Source organism: Ensifer sp. R1-3 (genome assembly GCF_056739175.1).
The window spans coordinates 107897-126519 of record NZ_CP096518.1; the positions used below are offsets into that span (position 1 = coordinate 107897).

At 57.2% G+C, this 18623-nt stretch carries 17 protein-coding genes and 1 pseudogene; 5 read left to right on the forward strand and 13 right to left on the reverse strand.

Going from position 1 to position 18623, the window contains the following annotated elements; all coding sequences use genetic code 11:
- Nucleotides 1-8: 8 nt before the first annotated feature.
- Together M1D43_RS31185 and M1D43_RS31190 are read right to left on the reverse strand one after the other, a co-directional pair.
- Entirely contained in the window at nucleotides 9-1001 is a 993-nt protein-coding gene (locus M1D43_RS31185) for a sugar phosphate isomerase/epimerase family protein (protein WP_498814835.1), read from the reverse strand.
- Nucleotides 1002-1566: 565 nt separating this feature from the next.
- Nucleotides 1567-2442, reverse strand: a complete 876-nt coding sequence (locus tag M1D43_RS31190) for a LysR family transcriptional regulator (protein WP_498814836.1) — start codon at nucleotides 2440-2442, stop codon at nucleotides 1567-1569.
- Between the two features lie 192 nt (nucleotides 2443-2634).
- Between M1D43_RS31190 and M1D43_RS31195 the strand changes: the two genes are divergently transcribed.
- The 4 genes from M1D43_RS31195 (at nucleotide 2635) to M1D43_RS31210 (ending at nucleotide 6694) form a co-directional block, all read left to right on the forward strand.
- Nucleotides 2635-3636 (forward strand): ABC transporter substrate-binding protein, encoded by a 1002-nt coding sequence (locus M1D43_RS31195; protein WP_498815051.1) that lies wholly within the window; start codon nucleotides 2635-2637, stop codon nucleotides 3634-3636.
- Nucleotides 3637-3644: 8 nt separating this feature from the next.
- Nucleotides 3645-4421, forward strand: a complete 777-nt coding sequence (locus M1D43_RS31200; protein ID WP_498814837.1) for an ABC transporter ATP-binding protein — start codon at nucleotides 3645-3647, stop codon at nucleotides 4419-4421.
- Entirely contained in the window at nucleotides 4411-5241 is an 831-nt protein-coding gene (locus tag M1D43_RS31205; RefSeq protein WP_498814839.1) for an ABC transporter permease, read from the forward strand. Before M1D43_RS31200 ends, M1D43_RS31205 begins: the two co-directional genes overlap by 11 nt.
- Nucleotides 5242-5305: 64 nt before the next feature.
- A complete protein-coding gene (locus tag M1D43_RS31210) occupies nucleotides 5306-6694 on the forward strand; it encodes an FAD-dependent oxidoreductase (protein WP_498814840.1) in 1389 nt (462 codons plus the stop codon).
- 417 nt (nucleotides 6695-7111) lie between these two features.
- Here the strand turns inward: M1D43_RS31210 and M1D43_RS31215 are convergent, their stop codons facing one another.
- From M1D43_RS31215 to M1D43_RS31255, 9 genes and pseudogenes are all read right to left on the reverse strand, one after another.
- Entirely contained in the window at nucleotides 7112-7594 is a 483-nt protein-coding gene (locus M1D43_RS31215; RefSeq protein WP_498814841.1) for a VOC family protein, read from the reverse strand.
- Nucleotides 7591-8688 carry a mandelate racemase/muconate lactonizing enzyme family protein gene (locus M1D43_RS31220; protein ID WP_498814843.1) on the reverse strand — a complete coding sequence of 366 codons (1098 nt, stop codon included), beginning with the start codon at nucleotides 8686-8688 and terminating at the stop codon, nucleotides 7591-7593. Before M1D43_RS31220 ends, M1D43_RS31215 begins: the two co-directional genes overlap by 4 nt.
- Entirely contained in the window at nucleotides 8688-9344 is a 657-nt protein-coding gene (locus tag M1D43_RS31225) for an SDR family NAD(P)-dependent oxidoreductase (RefSeq protein ID WP_498815052.1), read from the reverse strand. Before M1D43_RS31225 ends, M1D43_RS31220 begins: the two co-directional genes overlap by 1 nt.
- Before the next feature lie 56 nt (nucleotides 9345-9400).
- Nucleotides 9401-9499: pseudogene (locus M1D43_RS31230) on the reverse strand (gluconate 5-dehydrogenase); the annotation flags it as partial.
- Between the two features lie 63 nt (nucleotides 9500-9562).
- Nucleotides 9563-10855 carry a TRAP transporter large permease gene (locus M1D43_RS31235; RefSeq protein WP_498814844.1) on the reverse strand — a complete coding sequence of 431 codons (1293 nt, stop codon included), beginning with the start codon at nucleotides 10853-10855 and terminating at the stop codon, nucleotides 9563-9565.
- Nucleotides 10856-10898: 43 nt separating this feature from the next.
- Complete coding sequence (locus tag M1D43_RS31240) at nucleotides 10899-11408, reverse strand: TRAP transporter small permease (RefSeq protein WP_498814845.1); 510 nt, start codon at nucleotides 11406-11408, stop codon at nucleotides 10899-10901.
- Nucleotides 11409-11466: 58 nt separating this feature from the next.
- Entirely contained in the window at nucleotides 11467-12480 is a 1014-nt protein-coding gene (locus M1D43_RS31245; RefSeq protein WP_498814846.1) for a DctP family TRAP transporter solute-binding subunit, read from the reverse strand.
- A 47-nt stretch (nucleotides 12481-12527) separates the two neighbouring features.
- Nucleotides 12528-13061, reverse strand: coding sequence for a hypothetical protein (locus M1D43_RS31250; RefSeq protein WP_498814847.1), 534 nt, complete (start codon nucleotides 13059-13061; stop codon nucleotides 12528-12530).
- A complete protein-coding gene (locus tag M1D43_RS31255) occupies nucleotides 13051-13791 on the reverse strand; it encodes an SDR family NAD(P)-dependent oxidoreductase (RefSeq protein ID WP_498814848.1) in 741 nt (246 codons plus the stop codon). The genes M1D43_RS31250 and M1D43_RS31255 overlap by 11 nt, the downstream gene beginning before the upstream one ends.
- A gap of 187 nt (nucleotides 13792-13978) precedes the next feature.
- Between M1D43_RS31255 and M1D43_RS31260 the strand changes: the two genes are divergently transcribed.
- Nucleotides 13979-16003 (forward strand): alpha-ketoacid dehydrogenase subunit alpha/beta, encoded by a 2025-nt coding sequence (locus tag M1D43_RS31260; protein ID WP_498814849.1) that lies wholly within the window; start codon nucleotides 13979-13981, stop codon nucleotides 16001-16003.
- A 657-nt stretch (nucleotides 16004-16660) separates the two neighbouring features.
- Here M1D43_RS31260 and M1D43_RS31265 read toward each other — a convergent pair.
- Nucleotides 16661-17731 (reverse strand): glycoside hydrolase family 113 protein, encoded by a 1071-nt coding sequence (locus M1D43_RS31265; RefSeq protein ID WP_498814850.1) that lies wholly within the window; start codon nucleotides 17729-17731, stop codon nucleotides 16661-16663.
- 75 nt (nucleotides 17732-17806) lie between these two features.
- Nucleotides 17807-18562, reverse strand: a complete 756-nt coding sequence (locus M1D43_RS31270) for an SDR family NAD(P)-dependent oxidoreductase (RefSeq protein WP_498814851.1) — start codon at nucleotides 18560-18562, stop codon at nucleotides 17807-17809.
- Nucleotides 18563-18623: the final 61 nt, after the last annotated feature.

Here is an 18623-nt window from a genome sequence, read left to right on the forward strand (position 1 = left end):
GGCCGGAGTTACTGCGCCGTAGCGCCAAGCATCACTTCCTGAAGAATTGCCTGGGCCGAAACGGCATCCTGTCGGTCAATCGCGCCTAGGAGGCGGTTGTCCTGCTCGAGGCGATCAACAACGTTCAGCATTCGCTTTACGGTCTTGATGTTGACCTCGCATTCATGGACCGGGTCGAGGCCGGTCATATCGGGAAAGGTATCGAAGTAGATCGCACCTTCGTAACCGTCGCGGCGGATTTGACGGAGCAACTCGATTGTCTGGATTGAGTGCACCGCTCCGACCATCAGCCCGTCGTCGCGCTTGGCGTACCCGTCGTTCAAATGAACGCCCAGCAGGCGGCTGTGACGCGCGATCATTGCGGCGGCGAAGGCCGGGTGCTCGTCTGCGTAAAGGACATGCGCAAAGTCGAGCGTAACGCCGAGATTGGCGCAACCGGCTTCCCGGATCGCAAGAAGCGTCGTCGCGCAATCAGGCATGAGGCTATAGGACCGTGGCTCGTTGGGCTTGTACTCGATGCTGATCAGACAATCGGAATCATGCTCGCAGACTTCACGGATGCCTTCGACTTCGTGTTGCCATAGGCGATCGTAGTCAGCCTGGAATGCGTAATCGAAGCCATCCTGGCCAAGCCAGAGCGTCATTAGATTGGATCCAGCCTCGCGCGCGGCGTCGATGCCAGCCTTTGTCAGGTCAATTGCCTCGCGGCGGACTTGCTTATCCGGGTTCGTGAAAGCACCGAGTTTGAACGCCGGGTTCGTGTAGTACCGCATCGCGAAGCCGTTGATCGCGAGACCCACGTTATGAAGTTTTGCGGCCAGTTCTGATGGTTTCTCACCCACATGGTCGGGATAATTCAGGTCGAGATCGGTCAGTCCATCAACCTTGGCAGCGCGCTCCGCCATCTGAAGGACTGACGGCTTTCCCCTCAATTCCGGCCATTCCGCCCTGGGGTTCGATGCGAACGAGTTGAGGCGGGTCGCGAAGCGTAAGCTGGACAATGTCTTAGACCTATGTAGTTGCTCTGCCCTTAGTTCACAAATTCACGTCCATTTGTAAAGCAAAATAGTTATTGCACCGCAACGAACCGCTGTCGTGGAGCGCTCGACCCGCTTGATAATTGAGTATTTTCAAGGCCTAGAGCCTCACCCGGGGGAATTAGCAAAGCGGTGACACTTCACCGCGGCCTCTGTCGTCGTGAGGTCGAAGCCGAGCATGTGACCCGCGACGGTGGTCGTAGCTCTCTTGGTCAGCCGGCGATGATTGCTCCGTCAACCCACGTAGGCCATCCACCCGCCTTGTGTGTTTATGGTGGCCGAAAGCAAAACGCGCCGCCCGAGCCTAAGACCAACAAGCCGAGCAAAACGTTTGAGCAGCCAAACACTTCGATGAGGCGAGTCCATGATTGAAGGTCGCATCGTCAGCACAACTTCGAATCTGACGTTCGAACTGGCAGCCTGGAATGCGTTGAATGAGCTTCCCAGCCTGACTTGACGAGCTAGCAACTGTGCCGCCTGGCCCGAATTCTCAGGGGAGCCGGTAGCAGGAGCTCGTGGCCATTGTGGGCTATTCGAAAGTCGCCCTCAGGTGTTGGATCAGCGCTTGAATTGCCGCTGAACCAATTCTTCGTTCAGGGACCGCAGCCTTGACGACAAGATCAGGAACAGAAAACTCGGGTAAAACGTGACGGAGAGAGCCACGTTCAAGAGCTTGATCCGCCAAGTATCTCGGAAGGAGCGCGATGCCGTTTCCGTTGAGCGCGCCACCCAACAAGAGCTGTCCATCATTCGAGCTCAAGACCGGACGGACCAGAATTTCGACAGGCCCACGAGGCCCATCAAATAGCCAGCTGGGCCCGGTCGGAAGAAAGCAGAGGCATCGATGATCGACGAGGTCGCGGGGATGCGCGAGCGTCCGTTGAACCTTTAGATACTCTGGGGCAGCGCAGACTACCCTCTTGAGCACCGCAAGCGGTTCCTCGATCACTCCCGTAAAGGAATGGGGAAAAGCCCCGATCGCGATATCGAAACCTTCGATTACCGGATCCACCGGGCGGTCCATCAGCACAACTTCCAATCTGACATTCGGATTGGCGGCCTGGAACGCGTTGAATGAGCCGGCCAGCTTTGCAGCAGTCAGGGAAGTCGGTGCCTTTACCCGAATGTGATCAACGATCTGATGTCCCTCGTCCTTCATGGAGGAGACGAGTTCGCGAACGTCGGCGAGTACGCTTTGCGCGCGATGGACGTAACGCTGACCTGCAGGCGTGAGGCGCAATTGGCGCGTCGTTCTGTGGAAGAGCCTACTTCCGATTTGCTCTTCGAGCTGTGTCACTCGTCTCGTTATTACCGATGTTGAAATACCGAGCAGTCGTGCTCCGGCCGAAAACGTGCCTGCCTCGCTAACCGCAACGAAAGCACGAAGGCTGGTAAGGACGTCCATTCTAGTTATTTTCCGGTGAGTTGATCGTCAGAATTCGGATATTGTCCGCATGGATAACATAAGTAAAGTAACTCCACGCTGCTTTGACCAGATGCGCAAATTGGCTTCGACGAGGAGCTTTGCCTGAAAACAGCGTCCAATAATTCGCGATTTGGGAGGATCCGAATGATAAGTCCAATCCGGAGACGAGCTCTGCTTTCCATAGCTCTGTCGGTTCTTGTCGGCGCCCTAGCGCTTGATAAATTTGTGCCGCGCGCGGCTGCCCAGTCCACCAGGACTTCCGTCGGCGTCCTTAAAACTTCTGCTTCCGCCGCGATGTTCATTGCTAAGGACCGTGGGTATTTCGCGGCAGAAGGCCTGGATGTTGAGTTCAAGTTTTTCGATGCAGCCCAGCCTGTTGCAGTAGCGGTAGCGTCCGGTGACATTGATTTCGGGGCTGCGGCGTTCACGGCTGGCTTCTACAACCTCGCGGGCAAAGGGGTGCTAAAAGTCATCGGGGGCCTTAGCCGAGAGGTACCCCGATATCCCCTGGTCGGATATTTTGCGAGCGCCGCCGCTGCCAAAAGCATACAGGGACCAGCGGATCTGGCAGGCAAGCGGATAGGCGTCACTCAAATTGGATCGAGCTTTCACTACGCCCTTGGCCTCCTGGCGAAGAAATATGGTTTCGATCTCTCGAAAGTGACTCTGGTTCCGCTGCAGTCACTTTCCAATGTCGTGGCGGCGTTGAAAGGCGGTACCATCGACGGAGCCTTGCTGCCAAGCACGACGGCTCGTCCGTTGATCGAAGCCGGGCAAGCGAAAGTTATAGGCTGGGTTGGGGACGAGACCCCGTGGCAACTCGGCGCCGTTTTTACCTCGACGAAAAACGCCAACAACGAAGAGTTTTCTCGGAAATTTCTGAAAGCTCTATCTCATGGTGCGCGCGACTATCACGATATCGTCCTGGCGACGGTGAAAGACGGTAAGGCTGACGATACAAGCGAAATCCGTCAAATCCTGGAAATTGTTTCTCGTAACACGGGGCTCACGGTCGAGCAGCTTTTACGCGACTGCGCCTATGTAGATCCCGAGGCTCGCCTGGACACAAAAAACGTGACGGATCAGATTGACTGGTTGAAGTCGCAAGGCTTCGTCGATGCCAATGTGACGCTTGACGCGGTTGTCGCAGCCAACCTCATCAAACCAGATTGAGGTGCACGATGGAACTTATCGCACATAACATATGCCACCGGTATGGGGCCCTCGAAGTCCTGAACGGCATTTCCTTCTCGGTCAAATCGGGCGAGGTCGTCGCAATTGTCGGGCCATCCGGTTGCGGCAAGAGCACGCTGCTATCGATCATTGGCGGCTTGGCGAGACCCTCTTCCGGATCAGTGTTCACGCGTGGCGCTGTCTCCGGCGACAGCATCAACCCCGTGACCTTCGTGTTCCAGGATTTCGCGCTGCTGCCGTGGAATACAGTTAGCGAAAACGTAGAGCTGCCTTTAGAAAGCGCTGGTCTCAGTCCTCAGGAACGGCAGACCTTGTCACAGGACGCGCTAAAGCGGACAGGCCTTCTGGATTTTGCTTCGGCATATCCGAAACAGCTCTCTGGCGGGATGAAGCAGCGCGTCGGAATCGCCCGCGCGCTCGCAGTGAAACCCGCGATCCTACTGATGGATGAACCGCTTTCTGCCCTCGACTCGCAAACCCGCGAAATATTGATGAACGATTTCGTGGGGCTATTGGCAGACGGCGCGCTGGGAGCCGTTTACGTCACCCACAATCTGGACGAGGCAGTTCGGCTCGCCGACCGTGTCATCATTCTCTCACGTCGACCAGGTCGCATGCGCAAATCGGTTGAAATCACGATCCCCCGTACGAACCGCGACACTCAACACGCGCGTGGTGAGCTTCTGGCGACCCAGTCTGAACTCTGGGACCTGATCAAGCACGAGGCCATGGATGCCGATAGGGAGATCCATTATGCTTCATAGGGCCGAACTTCAGGCGCGACCTTCACTTGAAGACGTCGGGACGCAGGAAATCGCTTTTCGGGGAGGGGGATTTGTCCCTAGCCAGAACAAGCTGGCCGGCTGGGCCGCGTTTCTGGCTGTTGTCTCCATCTGGCAAGCCAGCGGCTCACTGGGTCTCGTAGATTCATTGTTCTTGCCGACGCCGCTCTCGGTGTTAAGTGCGCTCTATACCCTGGTATCCACCGGGGTTCTTTGGCAACATCTGTCCGCGTCCTTGCTGCGCATTGGAACAGGCTGGGCCCTCGGAGCGGCCGCGGGTGTCACCGTCGGCTTCGCCATCGGTTTGTCCGGGATCGCGCGAAGTATCGGGATTTCCTTCATTTCAGCTCTTTTCCCGATCCCGAAGATAGCGCTGCTGCCGCTGCTGATCCTTTGGCTTGGAATCGGTGAGGCGCCGAAGATCGCGACCATCGCGCTCGGGGTATTCTTTTCTACCGCGATCACGGTCTACTCGGGCGTGGATTCGGTACCGCGAAACCTCATTCGGATGGCGCAAAGCTTCAATATGCCATTCTCGACCATCGTACGCAGAGTGATCTGGCCGGGCGCGCTACCAGCCGTTCTTTCCGGCTTTCGGATAAGTTCCTCGGTCGCGCTTCTGCTTGTGGTCAGCGCAGAGATGATTGGCGCGCAATATGGGATCGGCGCCTTCGTCCTGCAGGCGGGCAACCTCATGCAAACCGATCAACTCCTGGCGGGAGTAGTCGTCTTGTCTCTGATGGGCGTGACGATCGGGAAGACTATCAGCTTCCTCGAAACGAGAATGTTGCACTGGCGATAAGCTACACGCCTTCCTGGACCATTTGAACCCGGGGCCGAACGGCCCAATGGGAGGAGATCATATCGTGCTCAACACATCCAAAACATCTCTGCTTTCCGAACCCGCCCGGTCCACACCCGTCTATGGGGAATATGACGTTGCTGTCTTAGGGGGTGGTCCTGCCGGCATTCTTGCGGCTGCAGCGGCGGCGGCAAATGGTGCGCGCGTTCTGCTGATAGAGCGGTACGGCTTCCTTGGCGGAATGGGAACAGCTGCCGGCGTCAGTAATTTTTGCGGCCTGCATGCAAATGTCTATGGCGAAATCAGACGCGTTGTTCATGGGATGGCGGCCGAGCTACTCGACCGGATGGACAAGCTGGGAGGCTTGAACGAGCCCCACCTCATCTTCGGTAAAATTCATGCGCAAGCCTACGACACATCCGCTTTCAAGTGCGCGGCCGACGAACTCGTCGGCAGCAAGGGTGCCGAACTACTCCTGCATAGTTTCGTCGTTGGGGTGTTGCGCGAGAATGACGGGCGTCTCAAAGCAGTGCTCCTGGAGACGAAATCGGGGCGTGTTGCAGTTCTCGCTAAGATCTTTATCGACTGCACGGGCGATGCCGATGTTGCCCAATGGTCAGGATTGCAAACTGATACCGGGGACGAAGATGGGCATACCCTTTACCCGACGTTGATGTTCAGGGTCGGCAATGTCGATGCGGTAAGGGCGGGCGAAGCGTGGCGGGTAATCCCTCAGATCATGGATGAGGCTGAAGCCAGCGGTCAATACTCGTTTCCCCGGCGCGGTGCGATCGTGCGCCCGCAGCGCCATCCTTATGAGTGGCGGGTAAACGTTACGCAACTCAAAAACAAAGATGGCTCTCCCACCGATGGCACGGACGTTCAGTCGCTCACCAATGCCGAGGTGGAAGGTCGCCAACAGATCGTCGATTATGTTCGATTTCTTCGCGAAAAAGTGCCTGGGTTTGAGGATGCTTATGCTCTCGATATCGCACCACAGCTCGGTATCCGTGAAACTCGCCGGTTGGTCGGCGAATACATGTTGACCGGTGACGACGTTATCCAATGTGCCAGCTTCGAAGATAGCGTTGGAGTGAACGGCTGGCCACTTGAGCAGCACGTAGCAGGCGACGTGAAATGGATTTGGCCGAACATTCCAGAGGTGTGCGGATTCAATCATCTTCCCTATCGTATGATGTTGCCGCGCCGCGAGATCGCTGAGGGGGTAACAAATCTTCTCGTGGCGGGTCGCTGCGCATCGATGACGCACGACGGCCAGTCGGCGGCACGTGTTACAGGAGCATGTTTTGTGATGGGGCAGGCTGCCGGAACCGCAGCAGCAATAGCCGCACGCGCAGACGTCGATGTTCATGCTGTGGACATCAACGTTCTTCAGACTTTACTGGCCGATCAGGGCGTCTTCCTGGGATATGACGAGCATGCCCTGCCGTGAAGCCGGATCCGGGTGAAGACACTTTCACAAGAGGAGGCGCAGGATCGATGGTGAGGTTGAAGATCGCCGTTCGGTTGCGCAAAGTGAGAAGTGAGGATTCTTGCCCGCGGCATGGTGTCGGTAATGTGCATCGGTGCTACGCAGTCTTTTCCGATTCGAGGAAGATAATAGTTGTTGGATAGGTTCACACGTCCAGACGTTACGCTGTGATCGTAGCCATAGCTAACGGTTATGTCGGTTCCGGAGGGCTCCCCTTCGCGCAGAGCGATTCAGCCAAACGAGAGGCAGCCGGAAAATGGGATTCTTGTTCTTGAAACAATGAATACCGGCGGCTTGGCAAAAGAGGGGTGACGGAGTTCTTGTTTGTTCTAGGTCAGCCGCAGATTAAGGGCGCGGTTCAGAGCAATCTGTTATTCCTCAGTCCTGCCTGCCGTCGCCAGTTCGACGTAACTCGATAAGCTCGATCAGCACGCCGTGGGGATCGCGGGCATAAACCCCTCTTAGACCCGCCGCTTTCCCCTCGCCAACCGGCGTCAGCTGCCCTTGTAGGGAACCTCCCCCTGCAACGATGGCTTCTAGTATAGAAGCGATATCTTTAACGCGTAAGCAAATATGCGCCCCGTGGGATAAATGACTCAGACCGTCCGTCGGCCCCGCTGCTTGTTGGATCTGAATGAATTCAATATGACCACCGTGGCCATAAAGGTGAACGAGCCGAAGCTTTGCACCGGGAAGCCCGATCAGCTGCCCTATCCATGGCATGTGGCGCTCTTGCACGTTCGTGGCCTCGAACCCCATGACCTGCGTCCAAAATGTCACCGACGTTTCTAAATCGGGTGTGTACCACCCGATGTGATCTATAGTCGATTGTCCCCATTTGTCCGCTGGTGAGCCGGTCACGCCTGATACTCCTCTTTCCGCGTGACAAAACGAGTCAGTCCATCCCAATCGAGCGCCGTGCCCACACCCGGTGCTCGGGGCGCTTGGAGATTGCCATTCACGATGTGGGGCCGTGCCAGGATAAAGTTATCGATTGGGTCCGCGGCCACGCGCTGAGAGATCATCTCAACGCACATCACGGAATCATCGATAAGTCCGAAATGCCCATGAAGCCCTGCGAACACGTGCGGGATCACCGGGCGACTGTACGATCGTGCCAACGCAATCGCCTCTAATGTTCCGGAGATACCACCGCTTACCGAGGCATCGACTCGCAATATACCGCCGGCCGGTGCTAGGTCTCTAAACCCATGCAGATCGATGACGTCTTCGCCGACAGCCAAGGGTACATTGGTTCGCGTTGAAAGTTCTGCGATAGCGTGAACCTGGGTGGGCGCGAAAGGATCTTCGAGGAATAACGCATCAACCTGTTCGGCCGCGCGGCACCACGGCAACGCCTCCCGAACTGTCGTCCATGACCAGTGCGCATCCATCCCTATACGGACCCCCTCGGGAACTGCCTGTGCCACCCTCTCCATCAGAACCCGGTCGGTTTTGATGTTCCTACCATCAATCATGCATTTGAGAGTTCGGTACCCTTGCGCAGCCAGGTTGGCGGCTTCCTCCGCCGCGACTTCCGCAGTCATCCCATATCCGATGATGGGCATCACCGGGACCTGAGTGCGGCTAGCTCCTAGTGCAGCCCATAAAGGTAGATCGTGGGATTGGCACCAGGCATCCCATAGCGCGATGTCACACAGGCTGGCCCCGCGTGTCATCGCTGCGCGAGGAGCTGGTGTTGCGCCCATTGCTGTCTTGCGCAAACGATTTCTGTCGGTCGCGGGCTCACCCAGGTAGCTTTGCACTGCTCTTGTGCAAAGCTCAAACAAAGGCAGGCCCCGGTCATATCCGTAGGCAAATCCGACTGCACCGTCGGAGAGCATCAGCCGCAAGACGACGTAATCTCGGAAATCTATGGTGAGGGGGCCGAGTTGAACGGGCGTCGGAAGAGGAAGTCGGACAGACGCAACTGCGATGGAGCTGACAACTCCCATCAGCTTGCCACTCCCAGATCGACGCTCTGCGTGAGAAATGCGTTCGCCGTCATTCCTCCGTCCACTATGAGTGTATGGCCTGTTATAAAGCTGCTGGCTTCCGAAGCCAGGAAGATGGCTGATCCCATCAGTTCCTTAGGCTCAGCCCATCGGCCGAGTGGCGTGCGGTCTATCACCTGCTGTTCGAATGCACCGGTACCGAGAACCTTCTTGTTGATCTCGGTAAAGAAATAGCCCGGACCAATTGCATTCACCGTAACTCCGTCTGGCCACAGTTCAGATGCCAGGGCGCGGGTCGGGCCTATCACTCCATGTTTAGCGGCGACGTAGGAGACGACTCCTGGTCTGGAGGAAACGCCCATGACCGATGATGTATTGATGATGCGACCATACTTCTGCCGGCGCATGGGACGGGCGCATTCCCTCGCTAGGGAATACACAGAGTTCAGGTTGATCCCGATAAGGCGATTCCAATCCTCCATCTCGTGGGTCTCAATAGGTTTGCGAATGAGGATACCGGCATTGTTCATTGGAATGTCGAGCCGTCCATGTCGCGCCACAATGTCATCGACAGAGGCACGGACGCAATCAATGTCTGACACGTCAAATGCAAGGGCTTCTGCACTCCAACCTCGATTTTCGAAGGTCTTCGGCAGCTGCTTCGGGCGTTTTTTTCCAGAATGTCGTTGATCACGACGTGTGCGCCCGCTGAAGCTAAGCCCTGTGCGAAGGCTAGACCCATTCCGCGTCCTGCTGCGGTTACCAAAGCGACACGGCCTGAAAGGCCGAACATTTCCGTCCCATACTGCATGGCTATTCCTCACTGTTCGATGCATTAGATGAATTTGAACCCGCCAATTGACTGGTCCTTTGGTCAGAGGAAGAGCTGAGGCACGATTAACGAGATCCATGGCACGTAAGTAACGAGGAACAGGACGGCGAGCAGCGCAATCAGGAACGGCCAGCATTCTTGGATGTAATGACCGATCTTCACGTTAGCGATCGAGATGGTGATGAACATCATCGTGCCCACAGGAGGCGTGAAGCCCGCAATAGTCAGATTGATCGACATGATGATTCCGAAATGCACCGGATCGATGCCCATTCCGAGAATAACCGGAACAAAGAGCGGTGCCATGAGGATCATGGCCGAACCTCCCTCAAAAAACGCACCAACCAAAAGCAGGATCAGGTTGATGACCAGCAGCATCATCAAAGGATTGGTGATGCTGTCCGTCAGAGCTCCAGCAACCATGCCCGGAATGCCCTCCCAGGTGAGATAGGCCGAGAACACGTTTGCTGTGCAAATCAGAAACATTACACCGGCGGTCGCCACCGCGGACTCGAGGAGAATGGCAGGTGCGTGGCGCCAGCTAAGGCGACGGTAAACGAAAGCTCCGACAAGGACACTGTAGAGAACGCACACAGCACCAGCTTCAGTCGGTGTGAAAATGCCATAGCGCAAACCGCCGAGGATCCCGATGGGAAGGAAGAGAGCCCAACTTGAATCCAGGGCTTGCTTGCCGATCTCGCCCCACGTGGCCGGGACTGTACGGCTGGGCTTATACTGGCGCTTTTTGGAGATGATCGCTACCGTGATAGCCAGCGCGACGTAAATCAGCAATCCCGGTAAATATCCCGCGAAGAAGATGCGAGTGATCGATACGTCCGCCACCAAAGCATAAAGGATGAGGATGATCCCTGGCGGAATGATCGGCGCGATACAGGACGAAGCGGCGGTCACAACCGTTGAAAAGCCCTTGTCGTAACCAAGTCTGGTCATCTCCGGGACGATCATTTTTGTCGTCATTGCTGCGTCAGCGTTGGCTGAACCGGATGGCCCCCCCATCAGCATGTTGACTAGAACATTCACCTGCGCCATGCCACCAGTCCGATGCCCGACCATGGTGTCGGACAACTTCAGGATCTTTTCTGTGATCCCTGAATAGTTGAAGACTACCCCCGCGCACGTGAACAGAGGCACGGCTAGGTAGGCGAAAGACTCCGTGGTCGACATCAAGTTTGCAACCATCGAATCCGGCGGCATCGTGTTGTTGACGAGAACGAAATAAAAAGCGGCGGAACCCAACAGCGCGAGCGCGATCGGCACACGCATGAAGAACAGCGCAAACATCAGCAGTAGTGGAGCGAAGGAAGAAAAGTTCATTGATACCCCCCGATTTGTTTTGATGACGCCGCAATCTCTCCGGCTACATCTGCTGTTCGAGGTCGGCGCTGCGCACCTCCCAACCACGGGCGAGTAGAGATAGAAAATATATGCTGTAGAGGGTCATGAGACCGAAGGAGATGGTCGGTGCCAAATTGACCCAGAAGTAGGGGATGTCGAGAAACGCGGTTCGGCGGACCCACCCAGTCATTGCCAACTCAGCACTCAGATAGCAGAAGTATCCGCACACCCCGATAAGGACCAGATAATTGAGTGTCAGGGCGAAACGGCGCAGCTGCTCCGGAAGAGCATCGACAACAAGATCTACTGCGATCATCGCGCGCTCCCGGAACAGGAGTGACACGCCGAAGAAAATACAGTAGCCAAAGCAAAGATAGGCGATTTCTTCAGTGAACACGAGTGATTGGCCCGTGGTGAACCTGAGCCCTACGTTTAACAGGATCACCAAGAGCATTATTGCCAATGCTCCCGAGGCGATCACCGCCTCCAGGTTTCGTACGACTTTGAGGGGGAAAGGGGTAGGCTTGTTCATGTCATCACCCCGTGAACGATGCCCGGCGCTGGGCATCGCCACTTCGGTTCGAGAAAAATTATTGGATGGCTTTCAGCACTTCATCATAGATGCCCGGTGTCCATTCCGGGAAGCTGGCTGGCACCGCCTTGGCGGCCTCGATGAAGGATGTCTTGTCAACTTCGTTGAACTGGATCCCGGCTTCTTGAAGCTTCTCACGGAACACCTTTTCCGTTTCCAGCGAGTTTGCCTCATAAGTTTTAGGGAAAGCCTGGCCTACCTTGTCGATAGCCTTCCGCGCATCTTCAGGAAGGCGTTCGTAAACTGCCTGAGACATAACCAAGCCCGTGGTGGCGTAGAGATGGCCGGTCAGTGAGATGCGCTTGCGCGTCTCATAGATCTTGGACGAGTAAAGGAGCGACAAGGGTGACTCCACGGCATCCGCAACGCCCTGCTCCAGCGCACTATAGGCTTCAGACCAGGCTGTGTTCGTTGGGTTCCCACCCAACACCTTAGACACTTCGTTCCACATTTTTGTCGGTGCGTTGCGGATTTTCATGCCCGCGGTATCGGCGCGTTTTTCAACCCTTTTATTGGAAAGTAGGTGGCGTTGGCCGAAATAGGCCATCGTTACGACACGAAGGCCTTTGGCCTGAAGAGCAGTATCAAGCTTACGCCCTACATCAGACTTCCAAGCGGTTTCGATGTCTGACGGCTTCTTGAACAGATATGGAGCGTTGAAGACGGCATAATCCGGAAGGTAGCTGCCCCACTGGCTGGGGTCGGACATCTGCAGGATGGGTGCACCGCGCGAGATTGAGTCGATGGCATCCGCAGCCTTTCCCAGGGCTTCACTTGGAAACACCTCAACCTTCAGGGTTCCCTTCGACTCTTCTTCGAGCTTCTTTGCAAATTGCTGGTACTGGGAATAGTGGGCGTCCTGGTTAGTCAAAACCAGATTGATGCGCAGCTTGGTTGGCGTTTCGGCGTAAGCCGGCGCCAGAGAGAGCGTCGCTGCGGCTATGACAGCGGCCGAGATCGTCGCGCGTCGCAGAAGGTGTCGATAGGCGATCGTAGAGTTTGTGAGTTTCATTGCAGTCCTCCCAGTAAGTTGGTGTCGAGAATTGGTGTTAATCGGGACTAGATGACCCGCTCCGCAGCCAGATGGGCAATCTGGCTACTGTCGAGACCGAGGCGCTCAAGCGCCTCTGACGTCTCGGCAGTACGATGGATGTTGCGCATATCGCGCGGTTTCTTTGGCGCAGCTGGGAGCCAAGCCGTTTCGCTGCGGCCAGCCACGGCCAGAAGGAGCGACACGGCATCAGTGGCAGGCGTTTCAGGAAAGTCGTGAAGATAGGAAATCGTTAGGCGATGGGCCGCGTCAACAAGGTCTTCGTTCAAACCCCAACCATCAATACAGATGGCGGAGACGCGGGAAAATCTCGATACGAGACCCATGGCTTCTGGCCTTTCAAGGTCGCAGTGAAGGCAGTAATCAGCGTTCACGGCGACGGGCGGCGCTAGGGACTTGTGGAAGATGATCACGACCTCATGGCCGCTCTGCTGCAGCATTTCCGTCAGCCGGTCGAATACGGGGGCGCCTGACGAGCAGATAACGGCGCGCGGCTTAGCGTTTGCTGCTGAGTCCATTGATGTCTGCACATCAACCTCCAATGTAGTATCCGCCATTTACATGCACAGCTTCGCCAGTAATGAAGCTCGCGTCTTCGCTGAGAAGGAAGGTGACAACCCTGGCAACTTCGGCGGGTGTTCCGAACCGACCCAGCGGAGTTAAAGCGGCCTGCGATGCTCCGTTCGTCGCGATGAACGCTTCCGTCATCGGCGTTGCGATAAGGCCTGGTGAAACCATATTCACGCGGATGCCGGGTCCGAGTTCCGCGGCCATGCCACGTCCCATGGCAAGCAAAGCGCCCTTGGAAGCTCCGTAATGAATCTGACCTCGGCTGCCACCCCTATGGGCGGCGATGGACGTCAACAAAACAATCGAACTGCCTGGATTCAAAACGCCAACAGCATGTCTGCAAAGCCGCGCGACGCCATCAAGGTTTACCCGCAGCGTGGCATCCCATTGCTCGTCGGTCATTTCGGTGAACAATGCGCTTCGATAGATCCCCGCGGCCGGGACAAGAAAGTCCACTGATCCGAAGATCGACATCGCGGCGCCTATCAGTGCCCCGGCATCCTCTGCCCGCGCAGCATCATACCGCATTCCAACGGCACGTTCGCCCGTCGGATCCAACTCGAGTGCTGCTTGTTTGGCCTGCTCGCCATGGATGTCTGCGAGGAGCACGCGGGCTCCTTCGCTGGCGAGCTGTTGAGCCACAGCCAGTCCAATCCCCTGCGCAGCGCCAGTGACTACGGCTGTACGATCTAAAAAGCGCATGGTTCCTCCCCAGGTGCGCCCCATAGCTTCACCATAAACAGAGCTATGTCAACTATATAAACTGCCTATCATATTGTGATGTTTTTTTGCATAGATCAAGTTTCGATTTCATTATTTGATGTGCTGTTGACTTCTCGCCCTTTTTTTTCAATGGTGCATTGACGAGTTCGGCAATGGAGGATCCGCATTGAGCCACTTACAAGAAGCCACCAAACCCCTACCCAAAGGCCTGGAGAATCGCGCGGCGGATTTTCTCGCCAAGATGTCCTTCATCAGAGCCTTTGAGGCGAAGGCACTGGAACTATCTCAGACAAAGCCGCCGGTCATCGCCGGTTCGATGCATCTTTGCGCGGGCCAGGAAGCGGTGCCGATCGGGGCCATCGCGGGACTCAATGACGATGACCAAGTGCTCGCGACTTATCGTGGACACGGCTGGGCGCTTGCGAGTGGTTTGGACCCCTACAAGGTCATGGCTGAGCTTTGCCACCGTGCCGACGGCCTCAATGAGGGACGCGGCGGTTCGGCTTATTTCATGGCACCGGGCACCCGCTTCATTGGCGAAAACTCGATCGTTGGCGCTGGAACCACGATTGCCTGTGGCGTGGCAATCGCCAACCTGGCGCGGAAGAACAATCGAGTTGTCGTGGTGACGATTGGCGATGGCGCGATGAACCAGGGAGCCGTGCACGAGGCAATGAGCTTTGCCTCTGTGCGGAATCTCCCCGTCATCTTCATTGTTGAGAACAATGGTTGGTCGGAACTGACCGCGACGGGTGACATGTTCAAGATCGACCGTCTGGCCAAGCGGGCCGCAGGGTACGGAATCCCGTCTGCTACGATCGACGGATCGGACCCATTTGCCGTGGCGGATAGCATCGGCGTAGCTGCAACGCGGGCCCGCGAGGGCGGCGGTCCAGCATTGCTTGAGTTCAAGGTGCCGCGTCTGTGGGGACACTACAACAAGGATATCGAGCACTACCGACCAAAGGCCGATCGGCTCGCGGCGCAGCAAAGCGATCCCGTTGCTCTGATGGCGTCCCGACTGGCCGCTAGCGGGATGCTCTCGAAAGCAGATACCGACAGGATCATTCAGGAGCAGGCCGACGCCGTTCTGGAACTGGCGGAGCGCGCCGTTGTAGCGAAACCGCCGGCGGCTGACATTGCACGCCTCCATGTCGTCGCCACGCCCAAGGCGTTGCGAAATGACCCCGAGGTCATCGAACAACGCGAAATGACCTACATCGAGGCTGTCAATGTCGCGTTGAAGACGGAGCTGGAAAATCGGCCGGAGATCGTTGTTTTTGGGGAGGATGTCGGCAAGGCTGGTGGAATCTTCGGCGCGAGCCGTTATCTGCAAAGGGACTTCGGCGATCAACGCGTCTTTGACACCCCAATCGCCGAGAATGCAATCCTCGGGTCGGCAGTTGGTGCCTCGATGTCAGGATTGCGCCCCATTGCCGAGATCATGTGGGCCGACTTTCTCTTCGTTGCGATCGATCAACTGGTCAACCAAGCTGCGAACGTCCGCTACGTGACCGGCGGCAAGCAGTCGGTTCCGCTGGTGGTCCGCACGCAGCAGGGTATTACGCCCGGGTCCTGCTCCCAGCACTCCCAGTCCATCGAGGCGATGCTGGCTCATGTCCCGGGGCTCAAGGTCGGCCTGGCGGCAACAGCGCAGGATGCCTACGATCTTCTGCGTGCAGCCACTGCGGATGACGACCCGTGCGTCATCATCGAGGCGCGGAGCCAGTATCAGGTCAAAAGCACCGTCAAGCTGACGGATAGGGCGCAGCCCGTTGGCGTTAGCCGATTGCGTCATAGTGGCAGGGACTGCGCCATCATCAGTTGGGGGCAAACCGTCAATGAGGCGGTAGCTGCTGCCGAAAGTCTGACCGACGAAGGCATCAATGTTTCCGTTCTGGATCTGCGATGGCTGTCTCCGCTGGATGAAAAGGCGATTGCTGAGGTCGTCAAACAGGCCGGCGGCAAGGTTCTGATCGTGCACGAGGCCGTCCGTAGTGGAGGTTTTGCCGGCGAGGTCGCCATGCGGATATCCGAGATGCAGCTTGGCCTCGATCTGAATATTTCACGCCTGACGACGCCGGACGTGCGGGTTCCGGCTGCACCGAACCTGCAGGCGGCCCTTGCGCCCGACAGGACCAGCATCGCGGCGGCCGTACGTGAACTTGTCGACGCCCGGGTTCCAGCCTAGTTTTCCTCGCGCGGGCGCACTCAATGAGTGCGCCCGCTTCACAAAGTGGCTCGAGCTCGAAGGCGGGTGTCCGCTACAGCAAAATCAGGTGGGCTGCTGCATACGGCATAGCGTACCGCCTGTTATGCGACCGACACGCCGGTAAGCGTAGGATTAGGGGCCGGACTCTGAGGGGCTCAGAGATACGATTTGCAAAAAGCGACCCGAAGAGTGGATGCGCGGCAACGGTTTCGGTTGCCTCTCAACGAACTCTTTCTTGATCTGCTCAAGAGCGGCACGCTGCGCCTTGGCTCCGAACGGTATCCGCACACTGGTCATTTGCGATCGCACACAAGTACGCAAACTGTTTTCGCGTTAGATGGTCAGTCACAGGCTGTTGGTGCGCGGGCAGGCGCCACGCAATTTCACCCACGTCCGCTAGACCGAACCGCTCCTTGGCGGCCTAGCGGTTCGCCCGACTAGCGTCCTTCGATCCGTCGAGACGACCTCCACTGCGCTATCACCAAAGTCCGAGACGAGCGCGGCGTTTGCTCGTCGAGGACGACCTTTGCCCCCGACTCCATTGCGGCGCGTCGTGCTAACCGCAACGCCACGCCGCACCAGAGATCATGGCAACCTCGGGTACCAATGCCAGGTCCAGGTCTCCCCTCCCTGACATCAGCTGCTGCCGGCCGCGGCTGCGCCATAGCGTTTGTTGAATTCAGCAACCCGAACGAACGCCTCCTTCGGCATCCAGGGGGGCATCGCCTTTGACCGGGGATCGGTCTCGGGGAATGTCTTGACCAGCGAAAAGCTTATCATGTCGAGGTCGCTCGCACCCTCGCCGAAACGGTAGGTAGGGAACGAAAAGACATAGATGAAAGCTCCGTCGACACCGCCTTTGTCGAGCAATTCGAGCACCTCGCCAACATAGTCCGCCTGTTCGCTCTCACTACGGGTCGGAACGACACCGTCCTTGAACTTGCCGGTACCGTCTGGATTCACGCCTTCCAGCACCATGAAGCCGCCCGCACCAAGGGCCGCCGCACCCACATAGGCGCAACTGCCGACTTCCATCACTACCAGCGGCTTGTCACTGCGGAAGCGGTTCAAGCCGGCGACGTATTTTCCCGCCGACTCCCCATGCCGATAGTAGTCGACGCCGACGATGTCGAAGAGGCTCCAGTCGACATCTTCAAAAGCCGTTGCAGCGTAGGTCACTCGACCCAAAAACTCGGCCCGGACGGCCTTCACAGAAGCAGAAAGCATCTGATTGAGAGTAGGCCATTTTCCAGCGAATTCCGTTGGGGTTTCGCCAGACTGCAGACCGCTCTCGGCAAATTGCCGGGTGAGCCAGCCGAGGCGATCCATCAGCTGTTCGCCAGGGAAGATTCCCTTATTGAAGAGCGGCGTCTCACATCCAGCCACGAAAATGATGTCGATGCCTTCCGTCCTGAGTTGCTCCGCTGCGCGTGCGCCCTGCGCGTAATAGGCGGGAAGCTCGTCAATGTGCGCGCCCATCTTCCACGGGTTGAAGAAGACCGTGAGACCTTCGGCGTGGGCAAAGCGCGATGCAGTTACCAGGCGGTCAATTTCCTCCCCTTCGATACGCACGGCAGTCGCGTGCAGATCCTTGGCGATGACGCGAATGTCATGCTTCACAAGCGCAGGGTCGAACGGCTCGACCGAGTATGGCTGGCCCGGAACGAACCGCAGGCCAACATCATAGACCACACCACGAAACTTCATTTTGCATCCTTCATGACCCACAACCTTCGAGAGCTCGGCGCTTCCACCTCAGCCGACCAAAGACGCGGGTTGGCCTCACTTGTAGGTAGATGGGATACCGTATTCAGCGGTGAACCCGCCATCGACAAAAAGCGTCTGACCGGTCACAAAGCCGCTATCGTCGCCTCCGAGGAAGACAATCGCCGAGGCGATTTCCTGCGGTGACGCCAGGCGCCGCATGGGCGTCGTATTCAGCAGCTGGTTGATATCAAGCGCACCACTGTCCGTGTACTTGCGAACCAACGGGGTGTCGACGAACCCTGGGGCGATGGCGTTCACCCTTACCCCCCGAGTCGCCCAGCCGACGGCGGCGGACTTGGTAATGGAGATCACGGCTGCCTTGGTCGCCGCATAGGCGGCGCGGTCGGGAACACCACGCGCGCCAGCGATCGACGAAAGATTGACGATCGCCCCCGATCCTGCGGCCAGCATGTGCCGCGCGGCCGCCTTCATGAAAAGAAAGGTGCCGGTCAGATTGACGTCAAGTACAAATTGCCAGTCTTCCAGTGACAGATCTTCGAATGGCGAGTGGCGGTTGACGCCAGCGCAGTTAACCAGGAAGTCGAGCTGACCCCACTTCTCGATAACAGCGGCGCAAGCCGCCTCGGCGGCAGCGGGCGCTCGGACATCGCTTGTGAGAGCCAAAACCCTTTCCGGATATTCCTGTGCCAAGGCTACCACGGGTTCCACATTCAGGTCCGCAATCGCGACTTGCCATCCTTTGGTTAAGAGCAGCCGCGCGGTCGCATCCCCGATACCACCTGCGCCCCCCGTGATGAGTGCAACTTTCATTTTTGTCTCCTGACGGCGATCATCGATTGCCATGTGTAATTAGAAGCATCCGGAAAGGCTC